Genomic DNA, 26889 nt, shown 5'->3' on the forward strand with positions numbered 1-26889 from the left:
TTCTCGGGGTCAGACCTCCCGCTGCCGGTGCACGTCGAAGGCGGCGTCGCAGGCGTCGCGCACGTCGTCGTCGTGGGTGGCGATGACCACCGTGCAGCCCTGCCGGCTCATCTGGCGCAGCACGTCCACCACCATCGCGCCGTTGTCGCTGTCCAGGGCGCCGGTGGGTTCGTCGGCCAGCACCAGGGAGGGCTGTTTGACCATGAGGCGGGCCAGGGCGACGCGCTGCTGCTCGCCGCCGGACAGGTGGTGCACCTTCTCCCGTTCGCGTCCGGCCAGGCCGACCCGTTCCAGGATCCGGGTGTGGTCGGGGCGGGTGCCGCGCCTGCGGGCGACGTCGAGGTTGGCGTGCACGGTGGCGTTCTCGATGAGCGCGTAGTCCTGGAACAGGTAGCCGAGTCGGTCGCGGCGGAAGCGGCGCCGTCCGCCGGGGCCCAGGCGGGTGAGGTCGGTGTCCTCGTACAGGATCTGGCCGCCGCTGGGCCGTTCCAGCAGCCCCATGCAGTTGAGCAGGGTGGTCTTGCCCGATCCGCTGGCGCCGACCAGGGCGAGCATCCGCCCGGCGGGAACGGTCAGGTCGAGGCCCCGCCACAGGGTGCGCGGTCCGAAGGACTTGGTGAGGTTCTTGACGGTGATCATGGTGCTTTCCGGAGGGGTCAGGCCTGCGAGGTGCCTTCGCGGACGATGCGGCGGTGGAAGAGGGCGAGTGCGGCGACGGTGATCGCCAGGGAGGCCGCCGCGATGCCCAGGGCGTAGAACGGTTCGACGCCGGTGGTCTCCGTGCCGGGGATGAGGGCGCGGGCAGGGTCGTTCTGGACGGCCAGCGCGGTGAGAGTGTCCCAGGTGGCCCAGCCCACGAATCCCACCGCGACGGCTGCCTCGGCCGCGAGCAGTCGCCGGTGGGTGGCGAGGAAGGTCCAGCCGCTGATGTGCCGGGCGAAGATGGTCTGCGCGCGGGTGCGCACGTAGACGATGCACGCGGCCGCGGCGGTCAGCAGCAGTACGGCGCCGGCTCCGGCGAGGTTGAACAGTTCGCTGCGCAGGATGGTCAGGGTGGTGGCGTGTTCCTGCAGCGCGCTGGTGGTGAGGGTTTCGACCATGGAGATGTACCGGGAGGCCTGCGGGTTCTCGGCGCGGAACGCCTCGACCACCTCCGGGTCGGGGAAGACCGTCGCACGGGTGGACATGTGGGTGACGTAGGCCTTCTCGGAGAGGGCCTGCCCGTTGGGGAGGACGACGAGGACCGGTTCGTGCAGCAGGGGCAGGAACAGGGGGCCTTCGGGCCGTGTCGTGCCGTAGGTGAACAGGGTCTGGTCGGCGGCGGTCAGCACCTCGACGTCGAAGGCGCGGTCCGGTTCACCGTGGAGTTCGAGCCATTGGTCCACAGCCTTGACGAGGTGGTCGGTGGGGACGGAGACGGATTCGGGCACGATGACGCGGACGGTCTCGCCCGGGCCGTGGCGTTCCCCGGAAGGGGCGAGGACTTCCTGTTCGGCCAGGTAGGTGTCGTTGACGATGAGGACGGGGGTGTTCCCGTCGGGCGGGGCGGGGCTGTTCGGGTCGACGGGGAAAAGGTACTTCAGGCTGGAGTGGATCGCCAGCACCATGTCGCCGTCGGTGTCGACCCGGCGCAGCCACGGACCGAGTGCGTCGTTGACAGCCTGCTCGTCCGACCAGCCGTAGTTGGCGCTCAGTGCGGGCCGTGAGGTGTCGCCGTACTGTTCGTACAGTTCCAGGCCGATCCGCTGGTCGCGGGCGTTCTGCGCGGTGAGGACCACCGAACCGAGGATGGCCAGGGTCAGTACCAGCACGGGGACGCGGACCAGGTAGACGGCGGCGGTGGTGCTGTGCACCGGAAGGCGGCCCTTGAGCGCGGGCAGGATGCCGGTGGTGTGCACCAGGCCGAGCACGGCGGCGTGCGCGGCCAGGCAGGGGAGGGCGAGGATCGCCAGGAACACCAGTGCGAGCGGCGTGTAGAAGCCGAGCTGGTTCCACCCGTTGTAGACGCCGAGGAACGCCAGGGTGGCGGCGGCCACCGCGGGCAGGGCGATCGCCCACAGACGGGCGATCTTGGTCAGGTCTTTGAGCAGGATGCCCGGATAGGAGTGGCCCTGCAGACGCATGACGGCGTAGTCGCGGGCGGAGAGCAGGACGCCGGCGCCGACCGCGGCGACGGTGGCGAGCAGGGCGACGGCCAGGAGGTTGAACAGGTGGCCGCCCGTGAAGTAGTGCCACAGTTCGGTGACCTGCATGCCCGGGGCTTCGTACAGACCGTGGGCGGCGAGCGCGTCGAGGAGGACGGGGCGGACGTCCGAAGCACCGAGGACGAGGTAGTAGCCGTTGGGGCCGACCTCGCCGAACTCGGTGATGGGGTGGGTCTCGACAGTGAAGCCGCGACCGAAGGCCGGATATCCGTCCCGCAACCAGTGGGCGTAGTGGGAGTCGGGGTCGGAGACCGCCAGGTACAAGTGGGCTCGTGATGACGGCTCGTGGACGTCGAGAACGGCGTAGCCGATGGTGGCGCCGTGGTCGTCGGCGACCTGCTGCACGGTGCGCGCGACCTCGTCGATGTCGTGGGTCCCCTCGTTCTCGGTGATCCACACCATCTCCGAGTCCTCAAGGACGAACATGGTCTGCTCGGCCGTGGCGGCGAGGAGGAAGGCGACGAGCGCGGCGAAGGCGGCGCACGCCGTGTAGGCGAAGGAAAGCGTTCGGTTCGGCACCTGGTGGTCCTGTCGGGAACGGCTGTAGTGGACCCGCCGGCGAAACTGTACCGGCGGGCCCGCAGCACAGTTAAAGGTCAGCAGCTGGTGCGCCAGTACGTCTGGTTGTTGCCCGCAGCACGTGGAGCGGTGGCTCTGGCCCAGGAGCCAGCAGCGGCGGAAGCACGGACCACGGTAGTGCCTACGGCGGTGGACCCATGGCAGACGGAGCCGTGGTAGTAGTGCGAGTAAACGGTGCCAGCGCCGGGAAGGCCTGTAACTCCATGATTCCAGGTGCCTCCACCGACGTAGCTGGTCGCGGCTGCGGCGACGCCGGTGATTCCTACGGTGATACCAGCAGCGATGAGCACGGTGATGGAGAGACGTTTGAGAACGCTCATAAAGGGCTCCTAGTAGGGGAATCAGCAGCTGGTGCGCCAGTAGGTCTGGTTGTTTGTTCTTGCCTTGGGAACTCGGGCAACAGAGGTTTTGCCAGCCGGAGCGGAGGCACGGAGGGTATAGGTGCCTACGGCGGTGGACCCGTGGCAGACGGTCTCGTGGTAGTAGTTCGAGTACACGTAGCCGTTGGCGATGCCGTGGTCCCACCAACCACCGCCGACTCTCTCGACCACGGCGAAAGCGGTTCCAGCCGTCCCGAAGATGAATCCTGCGGCGATCATCAAGGACATCGCAGCCTTTTTCGCCTTGTTTACTTCTGTCCTCTCTGATTGGTCCTGTGTGCTATGTGGCCACGGCAGAGGAGATTAACAGTCTTGCTTTGAAAGGGCCAATGGATGTTGGGTTGTCGATCCGGCGGTGTTCCTCTTTACGGGGATTTCGGATCTGAGCTGGGATTTCGCTGCTCTTTTGGGGTTTCGAACCTCCTGGCCTGCGGTTTCTTGATGGTGGCGGTAATTTCGCAGATCAGGGTGCTGGTGATGGGGGTTTGGTGGATTGTGGAAGTGCGACCGAATATCATGTCCGACGAAGTGTGTCCATGGTTTCATGGTGGCCGGAAGTGGCCACCGAGATCGTACTAATGATTGAAAAATGAACGTGGAGGAAAAGTGAAGGTTGCCGTGGAATAACTTCGGGATTGCTGGGGAAGTGAATTTCCTTCGGGATAACGTGAGGAAATGTCTTGCTTCTTCAGAGAAGAAGGCCACCGGCGGTGGTCTCCCTAACGAAGGAGTCGTGTCCCGGTGGCGCCCCGGGGCATGGTGCGGCCGCGCGTCCGGGGCGGTTCGGGCGCGCGGCCGGGGGTGCGGGCGGCTCAGTCGACGGGTTGGACGACGGCGAAGTGGGCGCCCAGGTGGTCGGTGAGCATCGCCCAGCGGCCGTAGGGGGAGTCGGCGGGGGCGCGCAGTACCGCTCCGCCGGCGTGCTCGGCCAGCAGACTGGCCTTGTCGGTGCTGTCGACCAGGAAGTAGGGCAGCCAGGCGCCGTGGCCCCGGTGGACGCGGTCGTCGGCGCCGTAGACCCCGAACACCGGTTCCCCGTCGTTGGACAGGGTGGTGAAGTCGATACCGGGAAGGCGTTCGGCGGTCAGGCCGAAGACGGTGGCGAAGAAGTCCGCCGTGGCGGAGTCAGGACTGGTGACCTCAGCCCAGACGGGGGCGCCGGGGACGCCGGAGATCTCCGAACCGGGCAGCCCGTCGCCCTGCCAGAGTCCGCAGACGGTGCCGGCGGGGTCGCGGACGAGCGCCATCGAACCGGCTCCGGGAATGTCGGTGCGGTCGGTGACCACGGTGCCGCCCGCGGCGCGTACCGCGGTCAGGGTGGCGCCGATGTCGCCGGTGGCCAGGTACACCGTCCAGTTGGACTGTTCCGGGGGCGGTGCGTCGTCCCAGGGCTCGGCCATTCCGGCGATTCGTCGGCTGCCGAGCAGGGCCATGCGGTAGGGGCCCTCGTCGAACTCCCAGCCCAGGACGGCCGCGTAGAAGCGTTGGGCGGCGGGCAGGTCGGGGACGGTCATGTCGAGCCAGGCGGGTGCGCCGGACGCGTAGGCGATGGTGTTCTCCATACTCCGATCGTACGAGTGTTCGAACGGGTTGGAGTGGTTTCCGTGCGGCCCGGCCGGGGTTTTTGCCGGTGTTTTGACATGTGCGTACCGGTGGCGGAATCAGTGGCCGCCGGGCTGCCGCGTGGCCAGGGCGAACGCCCGGTCGAGCAGGTCCGGGGCGTCGTAGGGCAGCCAGTCCACGCGCGGGTCGCGGCGGAACCACGACTCCTGGCGGCGGGCGAAGCGGCGGGTGGCCCGCACGGTCTCCTCCTTCGCCTCCTCCTCGGTGTACTCTCCGGCGAGGAAGCGCAGCACCTGGGCGTAGCCGAGGGCGCGCGAGGCGGTGAAGCCGTCGCGCAGTCCCGCCTTCTCCAGCGCGCGCACCTCGTCGACCAGTCCGGCCTCCCACATCCGCGCCACGCGCAGTTCGATGCGCTCGTCCAGTTCGGGGCGGGGCGCGCTCAACCCGATCTGCACGCACGGGTAGCGGGAGACGTGTTCGGGCATGGTGGCGGTGAACGGACCCCCGGTGATCTCGATGACCTCCAGGGCGCGCACGATGCGCCGCCCGTTGCTGGGCAGGATCGCCGCGGCCGCGGCGGGGTCGAGCCGGGCGAGCCGCTGGTGCAGGGCGAGCGGTCCCCGTTCGGCGAGTTCGGCCTCCAGGCGGGCGCGCACCTTCGGGTCGGTGCCGGGGAAGTCGAGTTCGTCCAGCGCGGCGCGCACGTACAGTCCCGAGCCGCCGACGAGGATCGGGGTACGGCCGGAAGCGTGGAGTTCGTCGATGACCGCGCGGGCCGTCCGCTGGTAGTCGGCCACGTTCGCGGTCTGGGTGATGTCCCAGACGTCGAGCAGGTGGTGGGGGACGCCGCGCCGCTCGGGCACGGTGAGCTTGGCGGTGCCGATGTCCATGCCCCGGTACAGCTGCATGGAGTCGGCGTTGACGATCTCGGCGGGGGCGCCGTGTTCGGTCAGGCGCAGCGCCAGCTCGACGGCCAGGTCGGACTTGCCCACTGCGGTCGCTCCGACAACCGCGATCACTGTGCTCATGTCTCAAGTGTGGCAGCGCGGCGCGGCCGGGAAGGCCGGTTCGTCCCGTCCGCCATCGCGGTGGCCGGGGACTCTAGGATGAACGCATGCGTTTCGCCAAGGGCCACGGCACCGAGAACGACTTCGTCATCCTCCCCGACCCCGACGGGGAGTTGGACCTGGACGCGGCGACGGTCGCCGCGCTGTGCGACCGTCGCGCCGGGATCGGCGGCGACGGGGTGCTGCGGGTCGTGCGGACCAAGGTGCTGGGTGAGCCGTTGGAGGGGGAGGCCGCCTCGGCGCTGCGGTGCGAGTGGTTCATGGACTACCGCAACGCCGACGGCAGCGTCGCCGAGATGTGCGGCAACGGGGTGCGGGTGTTCACGCGCTACCTGCGCGAGGCGGGGCTGGTCGGCGACACGGTGTTCGAGGTGGGCACCCGGGCCGGTGCGCGTCGGGTGACGGTCGAGGAGGACGGGGACGTCACCGTCGACATGGGGCCGGTGCGGGTTCTCGGGTCGGGCAGCGCGGAGTTGGCCGACGGGACCGTGCGCGGAGTGCGGATCTCGGTGGGCAACCCGCATCTGGCCTGCCGGGTGGCGCGTCCGGTGGCGGAGGTCGACCTGGGGCGGGCGCCGGTGCTGCGGGACGAGGAGTTTCCCGAGGGGGCCAACGTCGAGGTGTTCCGTGAGGTCGCTCCCGGGGTGCTGGAGATGCGCGTCTACGAGCGCGGCGCCGCCGAGACCCGTTCGTGCGGGACGGGGATCGTGGCCGCCGCGGCGGCGGCCACTCCGGGGGGCGGGGACGCCGAGTGGACGGTGCGGGTGCCCGGGGGAGTGTGCGCGGTGGCCCTGGAGGGGGGATCGGCCCGGCTGCGTGGGCCCGCGGTGATCGTCGCCGAGGGTGACGTGCGGCTGCCGCTCGTGCGGTGAGCGTTGTCGCGGCGGGGCGCGCGGCGGCGCGTCCGCTGCTCCGGCGGGTGCTGGAGCGGCTGCTGCTGCTGTTCGTCGCGGTCAGTTGCGCCTATCTGCTCGCGGCCGTCGCGTTGAATCCGCGGGAGAACTACGAGGGGCAGCGTCCGCCGCCGTCGGCCGAGGCGGTCGACGCCGCGCTGGACGCCTACAACCTCAACGACGAGACGCCGCTGGCGCGTCGGTACGCGGTCTGGGTCCTTGGGGTGGTGGTCGGCGACTTCGGGCGCACGTGGGACGGCGCGTCGGTCACCGAGGAGCTGTCCCGGCGGGTCGGGGTCAGCGTACGGCTGCTGGCCGCGGGAGCGGTGCTCGGCTGTGTCGGCGGTGTGCTGTTGGGCACGTGGACGGGAAGCCGCCGGGGCGGGACGGTCGACCGGGTCGTCACCGGGGTGTCCTTCGTGCTGATCTCGGTTCCGGTGGTGGTGGTCGCGGTGTCGTTGCAGAACGCGGCGCTGTGGGCGAACCAGGTGACGGGGCTGGAGTTGTTGCGGGTCACCGGTGAGGCCACCCCGGGGCTGGCCGGAGGGGCGGGGGAGCGGTTGGCCGACCGGTTGCGGCATCTGGTGCTGCCGACGCTCGCCGTGGCGTTGCCGCAGATCGCTCTGTACAGCCGGTACCAGCGCACGCTTGTGGCGGACCAGATCGGCGCGGACTACCTGCGGACGGCGCGGGCCAAGGGGCTGACCCGTTCGCGGGCGGTGGTGCGGCACGCGCTGCGCATCACGCTGGTTCCGGCCTCCGCCTATTTCGGATACTCGCTGGCGCTGTTGTTGACCAGTACGGTTTTCACCGAGCAGGTGTTCGGCTGGCACGGGGTGGGGGAGTACCTGTTCGAGTCGATCGGACAGGGGGATGTCAACGCGGTCGCGGCGGTCTGCTGTTTCGGGGCGGTGTGTGTGACCGCGGCGGGGGTGGTGTCCGACGCCGCGCGGGCGCTGTTGGACCCGCGGACCAGGACCGGATGAGCCGCCTGTGGACGGCGGCAGCTTCCCACCCCGGGAAGCGGAGTACTATTTTCCCCAATTGTTCCATTGGTGCCTTTTGTTAAGGCGATCATGGCGTGTCGGTCCGGCGGGGATTCGGCGTGTCCGCAACTCCTCACCGGAGTCGACCCATGACATTTGGGGGACAAGTGCGAATAGGGAAACGGCGTGCCATTCCGGCGGGAGCGTTCCTGCTGGCCCTGGTCACCGCACTGGCGGGCTGCCAGACGACGGTTTCGGGGCCCTCGGCGGCTCCCGAGCCCGCCACGGCCTCGATCAACGCCGCGGACCGCGCCCGGATCGCCGACGGTGGCACGGTGACCTGGGGGGTCAACGACTTCCCCACCCAGTGGAACCCGCACCACCAGGCAGGCAACCTCACCACCGCGCACACCGTCCTGAAGGCGCTGCTGCCCGCGCCGTTCCGCACCGACGAGCAGGGGCGGGCCCACCCCGACCCCGACTACGTGACGGACGTGTCGGTCACCACCGAACCGGAACAGGTCGTCACGCTCACCCTCAACCCCGAGGCCCGGTGGTCCACCGGGAAGCCCATCACCTGGCGCGACTACGCGGCCATGGCCGAGGCGCTGTCCGGAGCCGACCCCGACTACCAGGTGCTCGGAGCGGTCGGCTACGACCGCATCAGCGAGGTGAGCGCGGGCGAGGACAGGTACCAGGTGGTCATCACCTTCGACCGGCCCTTCGCCGACTACCGGGCGCTGTTCTCCCCGCTGCTGCCCGCGGAGTACACCGGGACCGCCGAGGCGTTCAACGCGGGATACCTGGAGCAGATCCCGGTCACCGCGGGACCGTTCGAGGTGGAGGAGATCGACCCCACCGCCCAGACCGTCACCCTGCGCCGCGACGGCGACTGGTGGGGGCAGCCCGCCAAGCTCGACCGGATCGTCTTTCGCGCACTGGCCCCCGAGGCGCTGGACGCGGCCTTCCTCGACGGCGGCGTCGACCTGTACGCGCTCTCCCTCGACTCCGGGTCCTACGAACGGGTCCGCTCCGCGCCCGACAGCGAGATCCGCACCGCCCTGGCCCCCGACTACCGGCACATCACCCTCAACGGGCAGAGTCCGATCCTGCGGGACGTGGACGTGCGGCACGCGATCTTCCTCGGCATCGACCGCGAGGTCGTGACCGACGCGGCGTTCCGCGCCCTCGGTTGGCGGCCCGAGGTGCTCGGCAACCGCTTCCTCATGCCCGACCAGCCGGGATACACCGACAACAGCGGCGAGTGGGGCGGTTACGACCCCGAGCGCGCGGCGCGCCTGCTGGAGGAGGCGGGATGGACCGCCGAGGAGCCCGGTGAGGTACGCACCAGGGACGGCGAGCCGCTGACCCTGCGGTTCGTGGTGCCGCAGGGGTACGCCCCCGCGCACGACGAGGCCGAACTGGTGCAGGCGATGCTCGCCGAGATCGGCGTGGAGATCGAGATCAAGAGCGTGCCGGGCAACCAGTTGTTCGGCGGGTACGTGCAGCCCGGCAACTACGACCTGGTCGCCTTCGTCAACAGCGGGGGCGGTTTCCCGGTGTCGGAGTCGCTGTACCAGTGGGCCGACGCGGTCGACGGCCCCGACGGGGAGCCGCAGTGGCGCGCCAACGTCGGCCGCATCGGCGCGAAGGAGATCGACGAGGCGCTGTTCGGGGCGCTGGAGACCCTGGACGCCGACACCGCGGTCGAGCGGATCAACGAGGCCGACCGACTGCTGTGGGAGGCGGGACACACCCTGCCTCTCTACCAGCGGCCCCAGGTCTACGCGGTCCGCGACGCCCTGGCCAACGTGGGCGCCTACGGCCTCGGCACGCTCGACTACGCCGACATCGGCTACCTCGCCGAGGACTAGGTGTGCTGTCCCGGAGGGGGTCCGCCGCGCGGTGGTCCCCACCAGGACGGCCCCGCCGCCGCGGCCAGCACTCGGCCGCGGCGAGGGTCGCGGCGTCGGGCCGCAGCAGCGGCTGGCCCCGCAGCGCCTGCCAGGTGAGGAGCGCGGTCACTCCCGCGTACCCCAGGCGGGCCACCACGACCAGACCGGTCCGGGCCGCCTCGGCGCGCAGCGACGGCACCCGCCCTGTCAGCGCGCCGAGCCCCGGCGCGAACAGCGGAAGGACCTGGAGCGCGTGCAGTCCGACGAAGTGCGCGATCCGCGGGTCCCCGCCGGTTGTGCTCCACGAGGCCACCGGTATGCCCGCGCCGCCGTCCGGCGCGCCCACGATGGTCACCTCCGCCCCGTTCTCCAGGGCCTGCGCCCGCTCAGGAGTGGGCCGGCTCATCAGCGGGCCGGGGTGAGGACGCCCGGCAGCAGGGCGAGGAACACCAGCGGCCGGTGTCACCGGAGCACCGGGGCGGATCCGGAGCGGTTCGGCGGGGAGGGTGCGGTGCGGTGGGAGCGGTGGTTCGGCGGAGGCGTGATCATCGGGAACCCCTCAGACGCGCGGTGATGAGGAGAAGTCCGCCGGGCGGCCGGCCGGATGCCGGTCGTGCCACCGGGTGTTCCGGACGGGGCCCGCACCCGTCTGCGCGGTGGTGCGGGCACCACGCTCCGCGGGGCCGCGCCCCGGAGAGCGTCGGACGCGCCAGTCGGAAGCAGACGCCGACGTGTTGCGCCGCCGCTGCCGGGAGGGATACTGCTGGAGGTCCGCGTGACGGACACGGGGAAAGGCGAGGGAAGGGGCGGAACATGCTTGCCTTCACCATGGCGCTCATCGACGTCGCGGCGCGGGCGGCGGCGCTGCCCGACGCGGGTGCGGACGGACACCGGAGCGACCTGGTGGCCGTCTGCGCCCGGCTGGACGGGGCCGTGCGCGCGGCGGAGGAGGTGACCGCGCTCCTCGCCGCCCGGGTCGGCGCGAGGACGACGGAGGCGGTCCCTGAGGCGCGTGCCGCCGCGGCCCTGGAGGAGCAGATGACCGCCCTCACCGGGGCCGGACGGCTGCTGCGCGGCTTCGTCCAGGATTTCGGGGCTGTGGACGGGGACCTGTACGCCCGGGCGTCGGCTCTGGTCGGTTCCGGGGTGAACGTGCTGGACTCGCTGGCGGACGTGGTGGGGCAGGGACGGCTGCCGCTGGGGCCGTCCGGGGACGAGATCGCCGGCCTCGCCTGGCGGTCGCGCGGCCCGGACACCGCCTCCCGGCTGTCGCGCCAGTCCCGGATGGTGGCGGGCGCCAGGGAGCGGTGGCGGCGTGCCGCGCCGCCCGTGCGGGGTGAGTGGGGGCCTCTGCACCGCGACGAGGCGGCCCGTTACCTGCGGTTGTGCTGCACCCGGGAGAGTCTCGCCGACGGCCGCGGCGCCTTGGCGGCACTGCGCGCCGGGCTGGGGGAGAGCTCCTAGGGTGTCCCGGCCGGGGGCGGCTCGCCCCCGGCCGGGAACCTTCCGTGGGTTACGGCATCCGCTCGTAGGCGGGCAGGGTGAGGAACTCGGCGTAGTCGTCGGCCAGGGCGACCTCCTTGAACAGCGTGGTGGCGCGGTCCAGCAGGTCGGCGTCGAGGGACGTGGTCTCGCGGATCGTGGCCAGCTCCTCGCCGATCAGGCGCTCCACGAGTTCGGCGGTGACCTGGGCGCCGTTGTCCAGGGTGACGCCGTTGTGCAGCCACTGCCAGATCTGGGAGCGGGAGATCTCCGCGGTGGCGGCGTCCTCCATCAGGTTGTGGATGGCCACCGCGCCGCTGCCGCCCAGCCACGCGGCCAGGTACTGGACGGCGACGTTGATGTTGTTGCGCAGGCCCGCCTCGGTGACGCCGCCCTCGGCGCTGGAGACGTCCAGCAGGTCGGCGGCGGTCACGGTGACGTCGTCGCGCTGCCGGTCGATCTGGTTGGGCCGCTCGCCCAGGACGCCGTCGAAGACCTCCATGGCGACCGGGACGAGGTCGGGGTGGGCGACCCAGGAGCCGTCGAACCCGTCGCCCGCCTCGCGGGTCTTGTCGTCGCGGACCTTGGCGAGCGCCGTCTTGTTGACCTCGGGGTCGCGGCGGCTGGGGATGAACGCGGCCATGCCGCCGATCGCGTGTGCGCCGCGCCTGTGGCAGGTCTTGACCAGCAGTTCGGTGTAGGCGCGCATGAACGGCGCGGTCATCGTGACGGCGTTGCGTTCGGGCATGAGGAACCGGCGGCCGCGGGTGCGGTGCGTCTTGATGATGCTGAACAGGTAGTCCCAGCGGCCCGCGTTGAGACCGGCGGAGTGCTCGCGCAGCTCGTAGAGGATCTCCTCCATCTCGAACGCGGCCGGGATGGTCTCGATGAGCACGGTGGCGCGGATGGTGCCGCGTTCGATGCCCAGCGACTCCTGGGCGCGCACGAAGATGTCGTTCCACAGCCGAGCCTCGAGGTGGCTCTGCATCTTGGGCAGGTAGAAGTAGGGACCCTTGCCCTTGGCGAGCTGGCGGCGCGCGCAGTGGAAGAAGTACAGCGCGAAGTCGACGATGCCGCCGGAGGTGCGCTGGCCGTCGACGAGGATGTGCTTTTCGTCCAGGTGCCAGCCGCGCGGGCGGACCACGATGGTGGCCAGTTCCGAGTCGTCCTTCAGCGCGTAGCTCCTGCCCTCCGGGGTGGTGAAGTCGATGGTGCGGTCCAGCGCGTCACGCAGGTTGAGCTGGCCCTCGATCATGTTCTCCCACAGGGGGGTGTTGGCGTCCTCGAAGTCGGCCAGCCACACCCTCGCTCCGGAGTTGAGCGCGTTGATGGTCATCTTGCGGTCGGTGGGGCCGGTGATCTCGACACGGCGGTCGACGATGCCGGGCGCGGGGGGAGCGACGCGCCAGGTCGGGTCCTCGCGCACGGCCTTGGTCTCGGCGAGGAAGTCCAGGTCGGCGCCTGCGGAGATCTCCTCCTGGCGGCGCCTGCGGGCGGCGAGGAGCTCCTGGCGGCGGGACTCGAACCTGCGGTGCAGGTCGGCGATGAGCGCGAGGGCGTCGTCGGTCAGGATCTCGTCGTACCTGCCGTTGATCGGGCCGGTGATCTCGACTCCGGTGGGAGCACCCATGAAACCAAACCTTCCGCATCGCGAAACTTGCTTCTGTTATGTGGAATATGACGCTACTCTGCCCGCAGGGGGCGGTCAACGCGGTCTCCACTCCGTGTGACCTGGAATTTCGCTCTATCGAAAAGATCTGTGTTTTTTCCGGAACAAGGATGGGTAAGACAAGCTCCTCTTCACCGCCGACGGGGATCGGCGGGGGTACCGGTTCCCCCGTTCCACGCGAAAAAACAGCTGACGTTCCGTGGTACGCGTGGGACGATCGGGGAAGAAACCGCGGTGATCCCGCGTTGACACTCCCTGGATGGATATGACACGTACTTCTCTCAACGGCCACGCTCTCAACGGCGCGAGCGCCGCGGCGGCGGCCCCCGTCGACACCCGGCCGGGCGTCGACGACGAACTCGACCGGGGACAGCTCGAACTCCAGGACCGCCACGCACTGCGCCGCGTCCAGGGACTGTCCACCGAACTCCACGACATCACCGAGGTCGAGTACCGGTCGCTGCGCCTGGAGCGCGTCGTGCTCATCGGGGTGTGGACCACCGGAACCCAACAGGACGCCGACAACTCGCTGCTCGAACTCAAGCAGCTCGCCGAGACCGCGGGCGCCCTGGTGCTGGAAGGGCTCACCCAGCGCCGCTCCAGGCCCGACCCCGCCACCTACGTCGGCAGCGGCAAGGCCGCCGAACTCCACGACATCGTCGAGAGCACCGGAGCCGACACCGTCATCTGCGACGGTGAACTGGCCCCCGGCCAGCTGCGTCAACTGGAAGACATCGTCAAGGTCAAGGTGATCGACCGCACCGCCCTCATCCTCGACATCTTCGCCCAGCACGCCCGCAGCAAGGAGGGCAAGGCCCAGGTCGAACTGGCCCAGCTCACCTACCTGCTGCCGCGGCTGCGCGGATGGGGTGAGGCGCTGTCCCGCCAGGCCGGCACCTCCGGCGGCGGCAACGGCGGCGTGGGACTGCGCGGCCCCGGTGAGACCAAGCTGGAGACCGACCGGCGCCGCATCAACACCCGCATGGCCAAACTCCGCCGCCAACTGTCGCACATGGCGGTGGCCCGCGACGTCAAACGCGACCGGCGCCGCACCCGCCAGGTGCCCGCCGTGGCCATCGCCGGATACACCAACGCGGGCAAGTCCAGCCTGCTCAACCGGCTCACCGGAGCGGGCGTACTGGTGGAGGACGCGCTGTTCGCCACCCTGGACCCGACCGTGCGCCGGGCGCGCACCCCCGACGGCCGGGGATTCACCCTCAGCGACACCGTCGGCTTCGTGCGCCACCTGCCGCACCAGCTCGTCGAGGCGTTCCGCTCCACCCTGGAGGAGGTCACCGACGCCGACCTGATCCTGCACGTCGTGGACGGGGCCCACCCCGATCCCGAACAGCAGATCGCGTCGGTGCGCCAGGTCTTCGCCGAGATCGGAGCCTCCGACATTCCCGAACTGATCGTCGTCAACAAGGTCGACGCGGCCGATCCGCTCCTGCTCAGGCAGCTGCGCACCAGGTACCCCGACGCCGTCGAGGTCTCCGCGCACACCGGCGCGGGCGTCGACGCACTCCTGCGGGCCATCGCCGGGGCGCTGCCCACCTTCGACCGCGAGGTCTCCGTGCTGCTGCCCTACGACCGCGGCGACCTGGTCTCCAGGGTGCACCAGGAAGGACGGATCCTCAGCGAGGAGCACACCGGGGAGGGAACGGCCCTGCACGCCTGGGTGCCCCCGCTTCTCGCGGGTCAGCTCGACCGGTACGTGACCGCGATGCGGTAATCTGCGACCACCGAAAGCGAATACGGCGGAACCTCTTTCCGGGTTCCGCCGTTTACTGTTCGGTCGCAGAGGTGTACATCCCAGCGCCCGATGAACTACGGTTGCCTTCACCGAAGTGAGATGCTGCTGCCCGGCCCGTTCCGGCCGCGTCGACCCCCCTAGCTAGGCCAAGGCATCGATATGAAGTCGTGTGAGGACTGTTCGTGCGGCGTGGTCGTCCCCTGCGCACCGGATGATGGCGGCTGTGACGGCGTGGACGGGCAAGCGGTGAGACAATGACGGTACGACTGCTGACGAACATCGGACGACTGTGGACCGGCGTCGAGCTCATCAGCAACGCCGCCATCGTCATGCATGACGGGCTCGTCGCCTGGGTCGGTCCGGCAGCCGAACTCCCCCAGAGCATTCCCGGGGTCATCGACCACATCGTCGACGCCCACATCGACAACGCCGGCGGCGCCCTCGTCACCCCCGGACTCATCGACGCCCACACCCATCCCGTCTACGCCGGGAACCGGTTCGCCGAGATCTCGGCGCGCACCGACGGGGCCTCGCAGGGCGACATCGTCGCGGCGGGCGGCGGCGTCGCCTCCACCGTCACGGTGACCCGGGGGACCGACCCGTGGACGCTCTGCAACGACGTGCGCGACCGACTCCGGCACTGGCTGCTGTGGGGCACCACGACGGTCGAGGCCAAAACCGGATACCACCTGACCCGCGACGGCGAACTCGCCGACGTGCGCCTGCTGCGCTCCCTGGAGGAGGAGCCGGGCATGCCCCGACTGCACGTCACCTTCTTCGCCGCGCACGCGGTGCCGCCCGAGTACTTCGGTCGGCCGAGCGACTACGTGCAGGCCGTCGGCTCCTGGCTGGGCGACGCCGCCCAGGCGGGTGCCGACGGTGTGGACGTCTACTGCGACAGCCGCCAGTTCACCACCGAGGACGCGCGCTGGCTGCTGTCCCTGGGACGCTCCGCCGGACTCAAGACCCGCATGCACGCCTGCTCCAAGCCACGGCACGGCTCGGTGCGCATGGCCGCCGACCTGCAGTGCGACTCGGTGGACCTGCTGCACGAGACCGACGAGGACGACGTGCTGGCGCTGGCCAAGTCCAAGACCCCGGTGGTCATCTGCCCCACCGCGTCGCTGTACGAACGCCGCACCCCGCCGGTGCGCACCCTCCTCGACCACGGTGTTCCCGTGGCTCTGGGCACCGACCACAATCCCGCCCAGTCGGGGACGACCATGATGTCGCTGATCGTCTGCATGGCCGTCGCCCTGTACGGGATCAGCGTGCACGAGGCGCTGCGCGCCGCGACCGTCGGCGGGGCCTGCGCGCTGGGCGCGGCCGACCGGGGCATCATCGCTCCCGGACGGGTCGCCGACGTCGTCCAGTGGGACGCCGACCACGAGGGCGCGTTCGCGTGGGCCTACGGCCTGAAGGCGATGCGCGTGTGGCGCGGCGGCGACGTGATCCGCTGATCCCGCCCCTGGAGATCCAGGCGGACTCAACCTGAGGGGCCTGGGAGCACCGGCCCCGGGGGAGGACGGGACATCGTCGGGGGGCGCTCCGCCGAAGGGGTGTGCTGGCAGCGGAGGGGAGGCGTCCCGGCGCCGACTCCACCTTCCCGCGCCTTGCGGGTGATCCCGCACCACAGCACCCCAGCCCCGTGGTGTGGGATGTTCCTCCAACCCGTCCGTCTGTGCGGGCGCGGGCGGACGCGGCGCTGGCGCGCCTCGACCGCTCCGCTGCCAACCCGTGGCAGCCCGCTCCGAACCATCACCTCGAATGCCCCGCCGTGCCCCGACTTCTCGAGATCGGTCACAAGACCCCCTCGGATCAGGGCTGTCCCGGCCCCTCCAGACCCGCCGCCAGTTCCTCCCGGTGCGCGCGGATGTGGGCGATGCCGGTCCGGTAGATCGCGTCGTGGCCCTCGGCGAGATGGCGGGCGAACGCCGCGTCGCCCGCGGCGGCCCGCGCGGTCATGAACGCCACCAGCGCCTCCAGACGTGCACACGCGGTCTCCAGCAGGACGCTCCGGCCCGCCCCGTCCAGCCCGTAGGCGTCGACCATCAGTCGCAGCCGCCGGGCCTGCTCGGCCACCGGGACGTGCTCGCCGTTGCTGCCGGGCGCGCCCAGCGGCACGAACCGGTAGGCGGTGTAGGCCAAGTCCCACACGCGCGGCCCCGGATGGGCGGTGTCGAAATCGATGAGGGCCACCGGCAGGCCGTCGCGGAACACGGTGTTGTAGCCGGCGGCGTCGCCGTGGCAGACCACCTCCCGCGGCTCGCGCGGTGGAAGCTGCCAGACCGCGTCCTCGTGCGGGACGAAGCCGACCGTGGCGTCGTGGTAGCGGCGCAGCAGCCCGCCCGTCGCGGCCAGCGCCGCGTCACTTCGCACGTGGTCGGGGACCGGGTAGTCCGCCACCTCGCCGGAGACGAAGTCGAGGACCTCGCGGCCCTGCTCGTCCACGCCGTGCACCCGGGGCGCCCCGGTGAACCCGACGGCCTCCAGGTGCCGCAGCAGCGCGTGCACGGCGGGCGTCCACGGCCCCGTGGGCCTGCGCACGGTCGCCCCCGTGCGCACCACCCGGTTCACCCCGCCGCTGAGGATCTCGTCGGTCACGCGGGAAAGGGTAGGGCGCGCGGGGACGTGCTGTCCGGTGGTTTTCCGGAGGGCCGGGACGCCCCGCCGCAGCGCTGTGCCCCGCGCGGGCCGACACCGCTGCGGTCCCGGTCCCTCTGTCCTCCCGCGGCAGGGGGCGGAGGGGGTCCGGTGGCGCGCACTCCCCGTGAGGAACGGGGATGTGGGCGGCCACGGTACCCGGGAGGCGCGGCCTCCGCCGTACGCCGTCCATACTCCCCGGACGGGCGGCTCACCGCCTCCCCCGCGCCGTGGCGATCTCGATGACGGCGCGCTCCAGGGCGTAGGCGGGGTCGCGGCCCGCGCCCTTGATCAGGGCGTCGGTCTCGGCGACCACGCGCATCGCGTGCGCCACCCCCCGCGGACTCCACCCGCGGGCCTGCTGGCGGATGGTGCGCAGCTTCCACGGCGGCACCCTGGCGCGCTTGGCGAGTTCGGCGTCGGAGACCCCGCGCGTGGGCTGCACGGCGACCGCGATTCCGCGCACCGCGCCCGCCAGCGCGCTGTTGATCAGTACCGGGGCCATGCCCACCGCCAGTGCCCAGCGCAACTGCTCCAGCGCCTCGGGCAGACGGCCCTCCACCGTGCGGTCGGCGACGGTGAACCCGGACGCCTCCGCCCTGCCCCTGTGGTAGCGGGCCACGGCCGCGGCGTCCACTCTGCCCTCGGTGTCGGCGATCAACTGGGTGCAGGCCGCCGCGATCTCCCGCAGGTCGGTGCCGACCGCGTCCAGCAGCGCCTGCGCGGCGTCCGGGGCGATCTGCCGCCCGGCGCGGGAGAACTCGCCCCGGATGAACTTCACCCGTTCGGCGTCCTTGGTCGGTTTGGCGCAGTCGATCCGGTGCGCCCCCGCCTTCAGCGCGGTCTGCAGCAGCGCCTTGCCCTTGGCGCCGCCCGCGTGCGCCAGCACCAGAACCACGTCGTCGGCTGGGTCCTTCAGGTAGTCGGTGACCACCCCGGCGGGCTCCTTGGTGAGGTCCTGCGCCGAGCGCAGCACCACCACCCGGCGCTCCCCGAACAGCGACGGCGAGGTGACCTCGACCAGTTTCCCGGCACTGACCTGGGAGGGCACCAGGTCGTGCACGTCCACGTCGGGGTCGTCGGCACGCACCGCGGCCACGAGTTCGGCGACGGCGCGGTCGACGAGCAGTTCCTCGTCGCCGACGACGACGGACAGCGGCGGAACGGAGGTGGAGTCCATGGACGTCAGCATGCCACGCGGTGGTGACCGGCGGGCCCGCTCCGCCGGTTGCGTAGCCTCACGCGGAACGCTGCCGCGTCCCGGCCGCCGCACCCCGCAGCACCGGCTGCCAGCCCCTGGGGCGGTGGTACAGCCGGTTCCGGGCGATCCGGCGGCGGATGTCCCACAGGAAACCGTCCCGCACCGAGGTGCGCAGCCGCAGTGGAAGCCGCGGATAGACCGCCCGCACCACGGCGCACGTCCGGTCGAAACGGCGCTGGCGGCGCGCGTCCCAGGCCAGTCCCAACTCCTCGCGCAGCCGGGGCGGCAGCAGTCCGGCGGCGACGAACCCCTGCAACCGCATGGCGGGACGCAGCAGCGGGGAGGCGGGGTGCAACAGTTCGTGGGCCACGGTACGGGCGGCCGGGGTGACCCGCAGGGTGTCCAGCATCCGCGCCCAGTAGCGGTCGAAGTCGGCGCGGGAGGGCGGCCAGTACTCGGGCGGGCAGCCCAGCGCCGTGGCGAGTACCGCCGAGTGCTCGTACGCCTCGTCCTTCTCCGCGTCGGTGAGGCCGCCCACCGCCAGTTCGTACATCACCTCCGACGACCGGCACAGGGTGGCGGCGACCCACAGTTGCAGTTCCGGGTCGAGTGCGTGGTAGCCGGGGCCGGTGACCTTCGTGTGCATGGCGCGCACGATCGCGCTGATCCGCTCGGCCTCGGCCGGGGTGCCGAACACCACGCCGTAGACGAAGGTGAGGGTGCCGCGCAGCCGGTTGAGGGGGCGGGAGGCGAAGTCGCTGTGGTCGTGGACCCCCTGTCCCACGGCGGGGTGGGCGATCTGCAGCAGGATCGCGTATCCGGCGCCGCCGAGGGCCGCGGCCTCGCGGGCGATCCGGTGCAGGGGGGAGTCCTCGGGGGGAGGAGCTTTTTCCATGGTCACCAGCCTAGGTTTGCGTTGTGCCGACCATGACCCGGGAGCCGTCCGTCCCCGCGCGGTGTCGGCTCACCGCGGCCGGGGGCCGCGCCAGTGCACCGAGGGGCCGTCGGGGCCGGGGACCACCGCGATGTCGCCGTGCCGGTCGGTGCGGTAGGAGGCCGGGGTCAGTCCGGTCAGCAGCGTCCAGGTGACCGCGGAGGGGTGGCCGTAGCGGTTGTCGGCGCCCACCGAGGTGAGCGTCACCCGGGGGCGGGTGGCGGTCAGGAACGCGGCCTCCTGGGTGGCCGCGCCGTGGTGCGGGGTCTTGAGGACATCGACGCCGCGGAGGGCGGGCTCGGCCAGCAGCGCGCGCTGCGCCCGCTCCTCGATGTCGCCGGTGAGCAGCACCGACAGCGGTTCGGCGGTCCCCTCGGACCGAGCCAACCGGGCCAGCAGCACCACGCTGCCCTCGTTGGGCTCGTCCCCGGCGAAGTCGGACGGCGGCCACAGCACGGACAACCGCCACGGCCCCACGGCGAGGCGCTGCCCGGCGTGCACCGTCCGCCGGCCCACCCCGGCGTGCGCCAGCGCCTCGGCGGCGACGGGCGAGTCGAAGCCGGGTGGCACGGCCGCCCCGTCCACCGCGCGGCCGCGCAGCACTCCGCGGACGCCGCCCGCGTGGTCGAGATCATGGTGGGTGAGCACCAGCAGCGCCACCCGCCGCACCCGCAGCCCGCCCAGGCAGCGGTCGACCGCCCGCGGGGCGACGCCCGCGTCCACCACGACCGCCGTACCGCGGCGGCCCGCCGCCAACGCCAGCGCGTCGCCCTGGCCGACGTCGCAGGCCACCACCGCCCACCCGGACGGCGGCCAGGGCGGGGCCAGGCAGGTGACCGCGGTCGCCGCCACCACGGCCGAGGCGGTCACCGCCGCGACCACCCGCCGCGCCCTGCCGCGCAGCACCAGCAGCGCCGCGAGCAGCACGGCCAGCAGCAGCGCTCCGAGCGCGTCGGACCGCCACGGCAGCGCCCCGTGGGGGACTCGCGCGCCCGCCTCGGCGACCACGCGGATCCAGTACACGGCCGTGCCCGGCACCCACACGGCCACCCGCGCCACCGGTAGCGCCACCGTGCCCAGCGCGGCGACCGCGAACCCGCCCACGGTCGCCACGGGAACGAACAGTCCGGCCAGCACGTTCGCCGGTACCGACACCCAACTGACCTCGGTGGACAGCACCACCAGCAGCGGCGCGCACGACACCTGGGCGGCGAGCGTCACCGCGACGGCCTCGGCCAGCCACACCGGGAGCCGCCTCGCCCAGGCGTCGCGCCAGCGCGGCGCGAGCACCAGGATTCCGCCGGTGGCCAGCACCGACAGCGCGAACCCGTAGGAGGCGGCCAGGCCCGGGTCGAACAACAGCAGTCCGATCACCGCCGCGGCGAGGGTGGCGACACCGATGCGGGGACGGCCCGCCGCCAGCGACACCAGGGCGATCGCGCCCATGAACGCCGCGCGCAGCACGCTCGGCTCGGGTCGGGCCAGCAGTACGAATCCGGCGATGGTGACCGCGCCCGAGACGGTCGCGGCCCACGGGGGCAGACGGCACCAGCGTGCGGCGGCCAGTGCGGCACCGGTCATCACCGCGAGGTTCGCACCGGAGACGGTCAACAGGTGGGTCATGCCGGTGGTGCGGAAGGTCTCGGCGGTCTCGGCGTCGAGTTCGGAGGTGTCGCCGACCACGAGCGCGGGTAGCAGGCCGCGCTCCGGTCGGGGCAGCGCCGCGCAGGCCTGACGCAGCCGCGCGCGCACCCACCCGGCCCAGGCGTGTGCCGCGGACGGCGGACCGACCTCGCGGGGCGGGCCGCGCACCAGCAGCAGTGCGGCCCCGAAGCCGCCGTCGGCGGGCACGAGCCTGCCCCTCACCCGGACCGACCGGCTCGGCACCAGGTGCCGCCAGTCCTCGCCGTGGACGAGGAGCACCACCGGGACCCGGGTGCGCACCCGTCGGCCGCCGTCGACGGCGACCCACTCGGTGCGGGCGTCCACGACGAACTCGGCGCGGCCCGGAATCGACGGGTTCGCGCGGGGACGCGGATCGGAGGAGATCACCGCGGACAGTTCCGTGTGCTGTTCCGCCTCGGCCAGCGCGGTCACCGGGCTGGCGGCCACCGCCGCACCGCGCCCCGCCACCGCCAGGGCGCCGCCCGCCGCGCAGACCAGGGCGGCGGCGAGCAGAGCGGCCGCGGCCTCGCCGCGCGGGTGGCGCAGCAGCGGCAGCGTCGCCGCGGCGAGGAGCCCCGCCGCCACCGCGACCAGCAGCGCGGTGCGCGCCGACGAGCCCAGCAGCGCCAGCACGGTCAGCCACAGTCCCACCGCCGGGGCGGCCAGTCGCAGGTCCAGCGGTGCGCGTCCGCCGGGCAGCGGGGAGCCGTCGAGCACGCTCATGACGCGCCTCCCACGTGGACCAGGTCGCGCAGCTCGGCGAAGCGGCGCTCGCCGATACCGGTGACGTCGTGCAGTTGCTCCACCGAGGTGAAGCCGCCGTTGGACTCGCGGTGGTCGATGATGCGCTGGGCCAGCACCGGGCCGACGCCCGGCAGGGTCTGCAGTTGCTCGGCCGTGGCGGTGTTGAGGTCGACGCGGCCGGTCGTGTCGGATGGGGCGGCCCCGGCCTGGGGGACGGGCTCGGGTGAGGGGGTGACGCCCACGAGGACCTGTTCTCCGTCGACGAGCGGGCGGGCCAGGTTGAGCAGTCCGGGGTCGGCGTCGGAGCGGAGCCCGCCCGCGGCCTCGATGGCGTCGGCCACCCGCGCCCCGGCGGGCAGGGTGACCACACCTGGCGACTCGACCTCGCCGCCGACGTGCACCACCACCGTGCCGGACGGGCTCGTCGACGCGGACGGCGCCGCGCCGGACGGGGAAGCGGCGTGCGGCGGCGCGGGCGCGGACTCGGGGCGGGCGTTGAGCATGAACCATCCGGTGACCCCCGCCGCCAGCAGGCACACCGCGGCCAGTGCCGAGACCCCGGAGCGTCCCAGCCGGGGACGGTCGTCCCACTCCTGGGGGAGCAGGCGGTCCAGCAGCGCCCCGAGCAGCGGGGTGGAACGCCGGTCGGCGGCCGGTTCGTCGGGGAACACCTCCACGTATCCGGGCGGAGGAGCGTCGTCTCGGAGCCGGGGCGGAGGGGAGTCCGGGGTGCCGTGGGCGGCGCGGGACGTCCGGTCCTGAGGTGACGGCTCGGGCGGGCCGGTGCCGCCGGGCTCCGGAGCGGCGGCGCCGTCACCGGAGTCGGGGGCCTCCCGGGGCAGGGGCGCCCGGGGTGCGGCGTAGGGCGGCGGTGGCGGCGGATCGACGTCGGGGGCGTCCTCGTCGGGCGGTGGGGCGCCGAGGAGGCCGTCGTCACCGGTCGGGAGGCCGGCCGCGGCGTAGGGCGGCGGTGGCGGCTCGGCGGGGACGGGGGCCGAGGTGGTGGACCGCGCGTGGTCGGGGACGTCCTCCGGTGCCGGGGCGGGGCCGGAGGACACGGCGGGTCGGGGCAGCGCCCGCAGTCGCCGCTCCGGGACGCCGGAGGGATCGGGAGGGGTGTGTCGTGCCATACCGACGAAGGTAGGCACGCGCCCCAAGACGTCGGCGAGGAGATTCGCCGCCTGTGGACAACGCCGGTGCCCCTGCCGGAAAGGACGTACCACCTGCGGCCCCGGTACCGGGGCCGGGAGGTTCCGGAGAACCTCGGCCCCTGGGGTCGTGTGGCCCCGGCCCAGGGGGAGGGCCCCGGACCACCTCGGCTCCGGGGGGGCGTGGAACCTCGACCCCGAGGATGGGCGGGAGGCGGTGCGGGGATGCCCCGTTCCAGGGGGTGGGCGGGAAGCGGTGTGGAGGACGCCCACCGGAGGGGGCTGGCGACGGAGCGGGGAGGCGCCCCGCCTCCGCGCGCCCCGGGGCGGTCCCGCACCACGGACGTCCCCGGCCCCGGTGGCGCGGCCCGTCCTCCCCGCCGGTCCGCCGGTGGCAGAGACAGACCGCGGCGTCTCGCGCCCCTGCCCCTTCCGCCGCCCACGCGGGGCCGCCCCGGGCCGTCCCTCCGAACGCCTCGCCGTGCCCTTGACCCCCGGCGCGGCTCACGGGTCCCGGGGGCCGGGCGCCCGGAAACGCCGAGGGCCGGACACCCCTCGGGGGCCGGCCCTCGCGGAACGCGGTGGGATCAGGCGTTCTGCAGCTCGTGCAGCCGCTTCGCGATCGCGCTCTTGCGGTTCGCGGCCTGGTTCTTGTGGATGACGCCCTTGCTGACGGCCTTGTCCAGCTGGCGCGCGGCGGCGCGCTGGAGGACGACGGCCTCTTCGCTGTTCCCGGCCTCGGCAGCTTCGCGGAACTTGCGGATGGCCGTCTTCAGGGACGACTTGACCGCCTTGTTGCGCAGACGGGCCTTCTCGTTCTGCCGGATGCGCTTCTTCTGCGACTTGATGTTCGCCATGCGAAAACGTGCTCCAGTTGCTGTCAGGGTGTGCGCCGGAGCCTCCGGACCGCGGTTGTGGGCAGCCGATCCACAAGGAGGTCCGCGGAGGTCGACGCGGGTATTGAGACCAAGGGCTCAAATCGAACGTGGAACGTCCGAGACACGGACTTCCATTATGCCTTGGAAGATCGGCTGCTCGCACCGCGGCGTCGCTCAGCGCTCCGGATCGAGCCAGCCCTCCTCGACGGCCGCCCAGTCCTCCTCGGCCATGCCGTCCGGCGAGTGCACCGCCATCCCGAAGTCGTCCCGCCCGCCGTGCTCGGTCAGCGCGATGCGCACCGCCTCGGCCGCCGTGGCCGCGTCACCGCCCCCGGCGCCGGCCGGTGGCGCGCCGATCCGCAGGCCTACGTCCTCGGGGACCGCTTCCAGGGCCAGCGCGGTCTGGCGCACCATGAAACCGCCGTAGAGGGAGCCGCCGGGCATGCCCGTGTCGTGGCCGGGCACCACGACCACGTCGGCCGGTTCCGCGACCTGCCGCAGGTACCCGGTGGACCAGTAGCGTTCGCCCCGGCTGGCGAGGAACACCGGCATCCGCGCCCCCGGGACCGGCTCCAGGGGCAGGGCCCGCACCGACAGCACCGCGTCCTCCCCGATCGCCTCACGGGTGCCCTCCAGCAGGTCGACGAAGCCGGGGTCGTTGACGGTGACCGGGGTGACGGCGTAGTGCACCCCGTCGAAGCCCGCGTCCACCACCGCGGCGGCCTCCTCCACCAGGCGGGCGCGGGCCTCCCCGGGCACGCGGTCCTCCAGCAGCGAGGAGCCGTCGGCGGTGCTGCTCAGCCAGCCCAGCACCCGCACCTCGGGCAGTTCCCGCCGCATCAGGCCCAAAAAGGCGTCCGCCTCGGCGTAGCCGTCCCGGTCGACCGAGCCGTCGTCGGCGATCTCCCCCACGTGCACGTACACCTCGGAGAAGACGCCCAGCCGGGGCAGCGCCGCCGCGAAGTCGGCCCCGTCGAACTCCCCGTCGACCCAGGAGCCGCTCAGCCACGCCGCGTCCGCGCCGGTGGAGGCGGCCCACGCCGCCTTCTCCCCGGAGAACTGCGCGGCCAGCAGCGTTCCCGCGCCGACCGCCACCACCAGCACCGCGGCCAGTCCCGCGAGAAGACGTTTGAGCAACCAGCGCACCGTTGGTCTCCCGGTTCTGTCCGTTCGCATAGCCTGGTAGGGGTCGCGTGTCCCATTCTGACCCGTGGTACCGCCCGATGTCGCGCCCGTGGGACCATGGGGACACCGCCCATCCAAGGCCGCGCGTGCGACCCCGCCGCGTCGTGCCCCACCCGACCTCGACGAATGTGAACGGACCACGGTGCCACAGCCAACTCGGACCGATCCCGCGCTGATCCGGAACTTCTGCATCATCGCGCACATCGACCATGGCAAGTCGACACTGGCCGACCGCATGCTGCAACTGACCGGTGTGGTCGAGGAACGCCAGATGCGGGCCCAGTACCTCGACCGCATGGACATCGAACGTGAGCGTGGCATCACCATCAAGTCGCAGGCGGTGCGGCTGCCCTTCACCGCGCTCGACGACGTGACCTACGTGCTCAACCTCATCGACACGCCCGGTCACGTGGACTTCAGCTACGAGGTCTCCCGGTCGCTGGCCGCCTGCGAGGGTGCGGTCCTGCTGGTCGACGCCGCCCAGGGCATCGAGGCCCAGACACTGGCCAACCTGTACCTGGCGATGGAGAACGACCTCGCGATCATCCCGGTGCTGAACAAGATCGACCTGCCGGCCGCCCAACCGGACAAGTACGCCGAGGAACTGGCGGGCATCATCGGCTGCGAGCCGTCGGACGTGCTCCGGGTCAGCGCCAAGACCGGTGCGGGCGTGGAGGAGCTGCTCAACGAGATCGTCGCCAAGGTCCCGCCGCCCGTCGGCGACGCCGACGCCCCCGCGCGCGCCATGATCTTCGACTCCGTCTACGACACCTACCGCGGCGTGGTCACCTACGTGCGGGTCGTGGACGGGCGGCTGGGCGCCCGCGAACGCATCCAGATGATGTCGACCGGGGCCACCCACGAGGCACTGGAGATCGGGGTCAGCGCACCCGAGCCCACCAAGGTCGACTCCCTGGGGGTGGGCGAGGTCGGCTACCTCATCACGGGCGTCAAGGACGTGCGCCAGTCCAAGGTCGGCGACACCGTCACCTCCGCCGCCTCTCCCGCGAAGGAGGGGCTGCCCGGCTACCGCGACCCCAAGCCGATGGTGTTCTCCGGGCTGTACCCGATCGAGGGCACCGACTATCCGGTGCTGCGCGACGCTCTGGAGAAGTTGCAGCTCAACGACGCGGCTCTGGTGTTCGAGCCGGAGACCTCCGCCGCGCTGGGCTTCGGGTTCCGCTGCGGGTTCCTGGGGCTGCTGCACCTGGAGATCACCCGGGACCGGCTGGAGCGCGAGTTCGACCTGGCGCTCATCTCCACCGCGCCCAACGTGGTCTACCAGGTGTTCATGGAGGACGGCACCGAGCACACGGTGACCAACCCCAGCGAGTTCCCCGAGGGCAAGATCGCCGAGGTCCGCGAGCCCGTGGTCCGGGCCACCCTGCTGGCCCCCTCCGACTTCGTCGGCCCCATCATGGAGCTGTGCCAGGGGCGGCGCGGCACCCTGAACGGGATGGACTACCTGTCCGAGGACCGCGTGGAGATGCGCTACACCCTGCCGCTCGCCGAGATCGTCTTCGACTTCTTCGACCAGTTGAAGTCCCGCACCAAGGGCTACGCCTCGCTCGACTACGAGCCCTCCGGCGACCAGGCCGCCAACCTGGTCAAGGTCGACATCCTGCTGCAGGGGCAGACGGTCGACGCGTTCTCGGCGATCGTGCACCGCGACAACGCCTACTCCTACGGTCTGGAGATGACCAGGAAACTGCGGGAGCTCATCCCCCGGCAGCAGTTCGAGGTGCCCATCCAGGCCGCCATCGGCTCCCGGGTGATCGCCCGCGAGAACATCCGCGCCATCCGCAAGGACGTGCTCTCCAAGTGCTACGGCGGCGACATCAGCCGCAAGCGCAAGCTGCTGGAGAAGCAGAAGGAGGGCAAGAAGCGCATGAAGATGGTCGGCCGGGTCGAGGTGCCTCAGGAGGCGTTCATCTCCGCGCTGTCCACCGACTCCGGCGGTGAGGGCAGGGAGGCCAGGAAGAAGTGACGCGCTCCCCGGCCCGCACACCGGGGAGCGCGT

At 72.0% G+C, this 26889-nt stretch carries 21 protein-coding genes; 7 read left to right on the forward strand and 14 right to left on the reverse strand.

The genetic code is table 11. The annotated features are described in order from the left end of the window. Positions 1-9: 9 nt before the first annotated feature. From NI17_RS01150 to miaA, 6 genes are all read right to left on the reverse strand, one after another. On the reverse strand, positions 10-639 hold the full coding sequence (locus NI17_RS01150) for an ATP-binding cassette domain-containing protein (protein WP_068687810.1): 630 nt from the start codon (positions 637-639) through the stop codon (positions 10-12). 17 nt (positions 640-656) lie between these two features. Next, positions 657-2723: a bacteriocin-associated integral membrane family protein gene (locus NI17_RS01155; protein ID WP_068687811.1), complete on the reverse strand. Its 2067-nt coding sequence runs from the start codon at positions 2721-2723 to the stop codon at positions 657-659. Positions 2724-2800: 77 nt separating this feature from the next. Continuing rightward, positions 2801-3103, reverse strand: a complete 303-nt coding sequence (locus NI17_RS01160; RefSeq protein WP_119267965.1) for a lactococcin 972 family bacteriocin — start codon at positions 3101-3103, stop codon at positions 2801-2803. A 21-nt stretch (positions 3104-3124) separates the two neighbouring features. Then, positions 3125-3391, reverse strand: coding sequence for a lactococcin 972 family bacteriocin (locus tag NI17_RS01165; protein WP_084012357.1), 267 nt, complete (start codon positions 3389-3391; stop codon positions 3125-3127). A 584-nt stretch (positions 3392-3975) separates the two neighbouring features. After that, the gene (locus NI17_RS01170; RefSeq protein WP_068687812.1) at positions 3976-4725 is read right to left on the reverse strand and encodes a VOC family protein; all 750 of its coding nucleotides are present in this window, start codon (positions 4723-4725) and stop codon (positions 3976-3978) included. A gap of 99 nt (positions 4726-4824) precedes the next feature. After that, positions 4825-5754: a tRNA (adenosine(37)-N6)-dimethylallyltransferase MiaA gene (miaA, locus tag NI17_RS01175; RefSeq protein ID WP_119267966.1), complete on the reverse strand. Its 930-nt coding sequence runs from the start codon at positions 5752-5754 to the stop codon at positions 4825-4827. A gap of 86 nt (positions 5755-5840) precedes the next feature. Here miaA and dapF point away from each other — a divergent pair, with 86 nt between their 5' ends. From dapF to NI17_RS01195, 4 genes are all read left to right on the forward strand, one after another. Then, positions 5841-6665 carry a diaminopimelate epimerase gene (gene dapF / locus NI17_RS01180; RefSeq protein WP_068687814.1) on the forward strand — a complete coding sequence of 275 codons (825 nt, stop codon included), beginning with the start codon at positions 5841-5843 and terminating at the stop codon, positions 6663-6665. Further along, complete coding sequence (locus NI17_RS01185) at positions 6662-7672, forward strand: ABC transporter permease (protein ID WP_211329472.1); 1011 nt, start codon at positions 6662-6664, stop codon at positions 7670-7672. Before dapF ends, NI17_RS01185 begins: the two co-directional genes overlap by 4 nt. Positions 7673-7839: 167 nt before the next feature. Next, positions 7840-9546: an ABC transporter family substrate-binding protein gene (locus NI17_RS01190; protein WP_234401576.1), complete on the forward strand. Its 1707-nt coding sequence runs from the start codon at positions 7840-7842 to the stop codon at positions 9544-9546. A gap of 834 nt (positions 9547-10380) precedes the next feature. After that, positions 10381-11031: a hypothetical protein gene (locus tag NI17_RS01195; RefSeq protein ID WP_068687816.1), complete on the forward strand. Its 651-nt coding sequence runs from the start codon at positions 10381-10383 to the stop codon at positions 11029-11031. 49 nt (positions 11032-11080) lie between these two features. On the opposite strand, the gene aceB is transcribed toward NI17_RS01195, so the two are convergent. After that, positions 11081-12679 carry a malate synthase A gene (aceB, locus tag NI17_RS01200; RefSeq protein WP_068687817.1) on the reverse strand — a complete coding sequence of 533 codons (1599 nt, stop codon included), beginning with the start codon at positions 12677-12679 and terminating at the stop codon, positions 11081-11083. A gap of 304 nt (positions 12680-12983) precedes the next feature. Here aceB and hflX point away from each other — a divergent pair, with 304 nt between their 5' ends. Next, entirely contained in the window at positions 12984-14450 is a 1467-nt protein-coding gene (gene hflX / locus NI17_RS01205) for a GTPase HflX (protein WP_243597584.1), read from the forward strand. Positions 14451-14725: 275 nt separating this feature from the next. After that, complete coding sequence (locus tag NI17_RS01210; RefSeq protein ID WP_068687819.1) at positions 14726-15931, forward strand: amidohydrolase family protein; 1206 nt, start codon at positions 14726-14728, stop codon at positions 15929-15931. Positions 15932-16289: 358 nt separating this feature from the next. On the opposite strand, the gene NI17_RS01215 is transcribed toward NI17_RS01210, so the two are convergent. The 7 genes from NI17_RS01215 to NI17_RS01245 all read right to left on the reverse strand — a co-directional run bounded on the left by NI17_RS01215 (position 16290) and on the right by NI17_RS01245 (position 24830). Further along, positions 16290-17075: a phosphotransferase gene (locus NI17_RS01215; RefSeq protein ID WP_068687820.1), complete on the reverse strand. Its 786-nt coding sequence runs from the start codon at positions 17073-17075 to the stop codon at positions 16290-16292. A gap of 250 nt (positions 17076-17325) precedes the next feature. Next, the gene (gene holA / locus NI17_RS01220; protein ID WP_068687965.1) at positions 17326-18294 is read right to left on the reverse strand and encodes a DNA polymerase III subunit delta; all 969 of its coding nucleotides are present in this window, start codon (positions 18292-18294) and stop codon (positions 17326-17328) included. Between the two features lie 58 nt (positions 18295-18352). Beyond that, entirely contained in the window at positions 18353-19210 is an 858-nt protein-coding gene (locus tag NI17_RS01225; protein WP_068687821.1) for an oxygenase MpaB family protein, read from the reverse strand. Between the two features lie 69 nt (positions 19211-19279). Then, positions 19280-21637: a ComEC/Rec2 family competence protein gene (locus NI17_RS01230; protein WP_068687822.1), complete on the reverse strand. Its 2358-nt coding sequence runs from the start codon at positions 21635-21637 to the stop codon at positions 19280-19282. Then, on the reverse strand, positions 21634-22788 hold the full coding sequence (locus tag NI17_RS01235) for a ComEA family DNA-binding protein (protein WP_234401577.1): 1155 nt from the start codon (positions 22786-22788) through the stop codon (positions 21634-21636). The genes NI17_RS01230 and NI17_RS01235 overlap by 4 nt, the downstream gene beginning before the upstream one ends. A 605-nt stretch (positions 22789-23393) precedes the next feature. Next, complete coding sequence (gene rpsT / locus NI17_RS01240; protein WP_068687823.1) at positions 23394-23663, reverse strand: 30S ribosomal protein S20; 270 nt, start codon at positions 23661-23663, stop codon at positions 23394-23396. A gap of 195 nt (positions 23664-23858) precedes the next feature. Further along, positions 23859-24830, reverse strand: a complete 972-nt coding sequence (locus NI17_RS01245; protein WP_068687824.1) for a hypothetical protein — start codon at positions 24828-24830, stop codon at positions 23859-23861. 181 nt (positions 24831-25011) lie between these two features. Between NI17_RS01245 and lepA the strand changes: the two genes are divergently transcribed. Further along, positions 25012-26856, forward strand: a complete 1845-nt coding sequence (gene lepA / locus NI17_RS01250; protein WP_068687825.1) for a translation elongation factor 4 — start codon at positions 25012-25014, stop codon at positions 26854-26856. Positions 26857-26889: the final 33 nt, after the last annotated feature.

The organism is Thermobifida halotolerans, from assembly GCF_003574835.2.
GTDB classification, from domain to species: domain Bacteria; phylum Actinomycetota; class Actinomycetes; order Streptosporangiales; family Streptosporangiaceae; genus Thermobifida; species Thermobifida halotolerans.